Annotated in this window: 4 protein-coding genes; 3 read left to right on the top strand and 1 reads right to left on the bottom strand. The window is 72.9% G+C overall.

Annotated elements, in window-relative coordinates; translation table 11 throughout:
• Positions 1-238 precede the first annotated feature (238 nt).
• Positions 239-1582 (top strand): Tim44-like domain-containing protein, encoded by a 1344-nt coding sequence (locus ACFY2K_RS43430; protein WP_387718664.1) that lies wholly within the window; start codon positions 239-241, stop codon positions 1580-1582.
• A 70-nt stretch (positions 1583-1652) separates the two neighbouring features.
• Here ACFY2K_RS43430 and ACFY2K_RS43425 read toward each other — a convergent pair whose 3' ends face one another.
• Entirely contained in the window at positions 1653-2300 is a 648-nt protein-coding gene (locus ACFY2K_RS43425) for a LysE family translocator (RefSeq protein ID WP_387718661.1), read from the bottom strand.
• A 209-nt stretch (positions 2301-2509) separates the two neighbouring features.
• Here ACFY2K_RS43425 and ACFY2K_RS43420 point away from each other — a divergent pair, with 209 nt between their 5' ends.
• Both ACFY2K_RS43420 and ACFY2K_RS43415 read left to right on the top strand, forming a co-directional pair.
• Positions 2510-3133, top strand: a complete 624-nt coding sequence (locus ACFY2K_RS43420; RefSeq protein ID WP_387718659.1) for a hypothetical protein — start codon at positions 2510-2512, stop codon at positions 3131-3133.
• A gap of 80 nt (positions 3134-3213) precedes the next feature.
• Positions 3214-4131 carry an alpha/beta fold hydrolase gene (locus ACFY2K_RS43415; protein ID WP_387718656.1) on the top strand — a complete coding sequence of 306 codons (918 nt, stop codon included), beginning with the start codon at positions 3214-3216 and terminating at the stop codon, positions 4129-4131.
• Positions 4132-4250: the final 119 nt, after the last annotated feature.

The following is a 4250-nucleotide window of genomic DNA, read 5'->3' as shown; positions in this document are numbered from 1 at the left end:
AAGTACGTCCAGTACGAGGCCGACTCGGGCGCACGCCCAGCCGGGCGCCCAACGCCGCGCGCTGATCTGCCAAGATCCGCCGGACAGGCCCTAGATCGCGGCGGCCGCCTCACCCCCCTCGTCACGCCATGTGATCAGCCGGGGGCGGTGCGCGAAAGTGTCCGACCGGGCCGAATGTGCGGGCGATCCGGCTTGTAGGCTCGTAAGGAACAGCTCGGATTCTTGAAGGGGGAGCCCGGTGCGCGCCCGTCGCTGGACAACTGTGGTCGCTGGAGTCGTCACGCTGAGCAGCCCGGCGGTGGCGTACGCCCGCGGTGGGGGCGGTAGCCACGGGTTCGGCGGCGGTGGGGGAGGCGGCGGCAGCCACGGTGGGGGCGGTGGCAGTCACGGCAGCGGCTTCCACGGGTTCGGCGGCGGTTTCGGCTTCGGGTTCGGGGCCGGCAGCGGTGGGTTCGTCTCCCTCCTGGTGATCGTGGCCGTCCTCCTCCTGATCATGTGGGTCGTGTACCGGCGCCGGAAGGCGGCGCAGGCGGTCGGCCTGAACACGGTGTCGGACCGTACCGCGCACCGCGCGGACGAGCAGGCGCGCGAGCGCGCCGCCCAGGTCGCGGCCCGGGTCGACGCCATCGCCGACACGGACGCGACCTTCGACCGCGCCGCGCTGGAGCGCCGGGCCGTCGAGCTGTACGTGACCGCCCAGAACGCCTGGACCCGGCACGACCACGCCACCCTGCGGCAGGTCCTGTCCCCGGTGCTCTACGGCAAGTGGGCCGAGCAGCTGCGCGACTACGAGTCCCGCGGCGAGGTCAACGTCGTGGAGATCGTCTCCGGCCCGGTGGTCGAGCTGGTCGACGTCGCCAACCGCGCGGGCGAGGAGAACGACACCGTCACCTTCCGGGTCACCGCGACGCTCAGGGACTACGTGCGCCGCGGAGACGGCGCGGACGCCGTGCGCAAGGACGACTCGACGCGCCCGGTCGAGTACTGGACGCTGCGCAAGAGCCCGGCCGGCGAGTGGATCGTGTCCTCGGTGGAGCAGGCGGCCGAGGGCGCGCACCACCTGACCAACGCCATCGAGACGGACGGTTGGGACCAGAAGGAGGTCGCCCGCGAGGCGGTCCTCGAGGTGGCCGGGAAGACCGCGGTCAGGGGCGCGGGCGACATCCTGTCGCTGACCAACATCTCGTGGAGCACGGACGCCGACACCGCCGTCGGCGATCTGAGCGTGCTCGACGGCCGGTTCGACAAGGCGGTTCTGGAGGTGGCCGTCGAGCGCTTCCTCGAGGAGTGGGTCATGAACGACGGCAGCCTGGACTTCACGTCCGTCCGCACGGTCGACCGGACCGTCATGCGGGACGCCGTCGTCAGGTCGGTCACGGTCCGCTCGCTGGTCTCCCGCGATCCGATCGTCTTCCGCGTCGCGGTCGACGCGGAGGGCGTCTACTACGAGGTCGACCGCCGCACCGAGCAGGTGCTGCGCGGCGACGCGCGCCGACGCCGCCCGATCACCCTCGCGTTCGACCTCCGGCTGGACGACACGTCGACCAAGGCGTGGACCGTGGTCGCCGCCGACGTGGAGTAGGCGGCGCCGTGGACGCGCACGACCGCTGACGGGACGGAACGGACCCCTCGCCCGCAGCAGAGCGCCGGCCTCAGGGGGTGACGGCCACGGCCGAGCGGTCGGCGGCGATCCGTACCGCGAAGCCGGCCAGGGCGGTGCCCATCACGTAGCGCTGGATCCGGGTCCAGAGCGGGCGGCCGGAGAAGAACGTCGAGACCGATCCGGCGGTCAGCACGAAGATCCCGTTCACGAGCAGTCCGACGACGATCTGGGTCAGTCCCAGCAGCAAGCTCTGCGCCGCGATGTGACCCCGGCTCGGGTCCACGAACTGGGGCAGCAGCGACATGTAGAGGATCGCGATCTTCGGGTTGAGCAGGCAGGTCAGCAGGCCGATCGTGAAGAGCTTGCGCGGCGGGTCCGGCACGAGCTCGCGCTGCTCGAAGACCGAGGAGCCGCCGGGGCGCACCGCCTTCCAGGCCAGCCAGAGCAGGTAGCCCGCGCCGGCGAGCTTGACCGCCAGGTAGATCTCCGGGACCAGCGAGAAGACCGCCGAGATGCCCGCGGTCGCCGCCAGCAGGTAGGCGAAGAAGCCGGTCCCGACGCCGGCCAGGGAGATCAGTCCGGCGCGGCGCCCCTGTGCCACCGAGCGGGAGACGAGGTAGATCATGTTCGGTCCGGGGGTGAGCACCATCCCGAGCTCCACCGCCGCAATGCCTGCTATCGCGCTGATACCGACCATGTCGCCCCCGCCGTCAACCGTCCTGATCTGCGGGCGAAACCTAGCACGCGACGCTCTTTCGGATCATGCCCCGGTCGTCCGCCGAGGACTCCGGCGGGTCACCACCCGTTCACAGCAGACCTGATAGCGGGGCGCGGCACGGGCGGCGACGCTTGTGGGACGCGGGCCCGGGCCTAAGGTGGCCCGGCCGGGACGAAGGCGGAAGATCCATGTCGCGTTTCCTCGATGGCCGGCCGCGGGCGGCCGAGCGGCTGAGCCGGAGCGCCGGCGCGGTCGGTGCCGCACTCGGCTGCACGATGCTCGTCGTCGCGGGCTGCAGTTCGTCGTCGACGTCGCCGTCCACCGCGTCGTCCCGCCCGCTCTCGCCGGACGTGAGCTCGTTCTCCGGGGTGCTGCCGTCCGCGGTGGCCTCGGCGAAGGCGTCCGTGCTGGAGTCGGTCTCGGCTGCCGCGGCCTCCCGGTCGGCGGCGGCCGCCTCGTTCGAAGCCTCCGTGTCGGCACAGGTGTCGGCAGGCCGTGCGGAGGCACAGGCGGTCCTGGCGAGGACGGAGGGCCCCGGCAACGCCCTGTCGGACGTCACGCTCACCGGGCTGCCCAAGGCCCAGGCGGCCGGCTTCAACGCCGCGCTGGTCACGGTGGTGAACAGCACCCGGGCGACGGCGTCGTACGCGGTCAAGGTCGAATTCCTCGACGAGAACGGCAAGGTGGTGGACACCAGCTTCCTGGGAGTCAAGGACCTGGCCCCGGGCGCGAATGCCCAGCCCACCGCGTTCAGTCCGATCGATCGGGACAAGGCACTGCTCTCCAAGGTCACCCAGGCCCAGCGGTACTGAGAACGACGCACGCACGCACGGGCGGAGGCCAGGGGCCCCTGGGGTAGTCGTGTCCGGGTCAGGCGTGTGAGCATGACCGGATGACTGCGAGGACCGAAGAGGCGTACGAGCTCTACCGGGTGACGACTCCGGTGCTGGAGATCGCCTACCACCGGACCGGCGAGCGCCGCCGTGCGTCCGATGCCCCGGTGATCCTCCTGCACGGTTTCCCCTACGACGTGCGGGCCTACGACGAGGTCGCGCGGCTGCTCGCCGAGGCCGGCCGGGAGGTGCTGACGCCGTACCTCCGCGGTTACGGTCCGACCAGGTTCCTGGACGCGGGGACGATGCGCAGTGGCCAGCAGGCCGCGCTGGCGCGGGACCTGGTGGAGTTCATGGACGCGCTGGGGATCGAGCGGGCGGTCGTCGCCGGTTACGACTGGGGCGGGCGGGCGGCCTGCGCGGCGGCGGCGCTGTGGCCGGAGCGGGTCCACGGCCTGGTCGCCGCGGGCGGCTACACCGTCCAGGACATCGCCCGGGCGATGGAGCCCGCCGCACCGGAGGCGGAGCGCGGCCTCTGGTACCAGTACTACTTCCATTCCGAGCGAGGCCGCCAGGGGCTGGAGCAGAACCGGGAGGAGTTGTGCGGGCTGCTCTGGCGGCTGTGGTCGCCGACCTGGGCGGGGGCGGCGGAGGCGTTCGCGGCGTCGGCGGCGAGTCTGCACAACCCGGACTTCGTGGACGTCGCGATCCACTCCTACCGCCACCGTTTCGGCCTGGTCGAGGGCGATCCGCGCTACCGGGAGGCGGAGGACGCGCTGGCCGGTCGGCCGACCGTGGTGGCCCCGACGGTGGTGCTGGTCGGTGAGGAGAACGGCGTGATCCCCGCTGCGGATCAGACCGGCACCGAGCGGTTCACCGGGCCGTGCGAGGTGCGGACCCTGCCCGGGGTGGGGCACAACGTGCCGCAGGAGGCCCCCGGAGCGTTCGCTGCGGCGATTCTGGGCCTGCCCGGGTAGCCGCGTGCCGGCCGGGGGGCGCCCCCCCCCCCCCCCCCCCCCGGCCCCGCGCCCCCCCCCCCCCCCCCCCCCCCCCCCCCCCCCCCCCCCCCGGCCCCCCCCCCCCCCCCCCCCCCCCC

The sequence above is a fragment of the Kitasatospora sp. NPDC001309 genome (assembly GCF_042896295.1).
Taxonomy (GTDB): Bacteria; Actinomycetota; Actinomycetes; order Streptomycetales; family Streptomycetaceae; genus Kitasatospora.
This window is presented reverse-complemented; position numbering and strand designations above follow the sequence as displayed.

Bases quoted from the DNA above. Each gene is read 5' to 3' on its own strand.
- ACFY2K_RS43415 (WP_387718656.1), top strand. From the start codon at position 3,214: ATGACTGCGAGGACCGAAGAGGCGTACGAGCTCTACCGGGTGACGACT.
- ACFY2K_RS43425 (WP_387718661.1), bottom strand. From the start codon at position 2,300: ATGGTCGGTATCAGCGCGATAGCAGGCATTGCGGCGGTGGAGCTCGGG.
- ACFY2K_RS43420 (WP_387718659.1), top strand. From the start codon at position 2,510: ATGTCGCGTTTCCTCGATGGCCGGCCGCGGGCGGCCGAGCGGCTGAGC.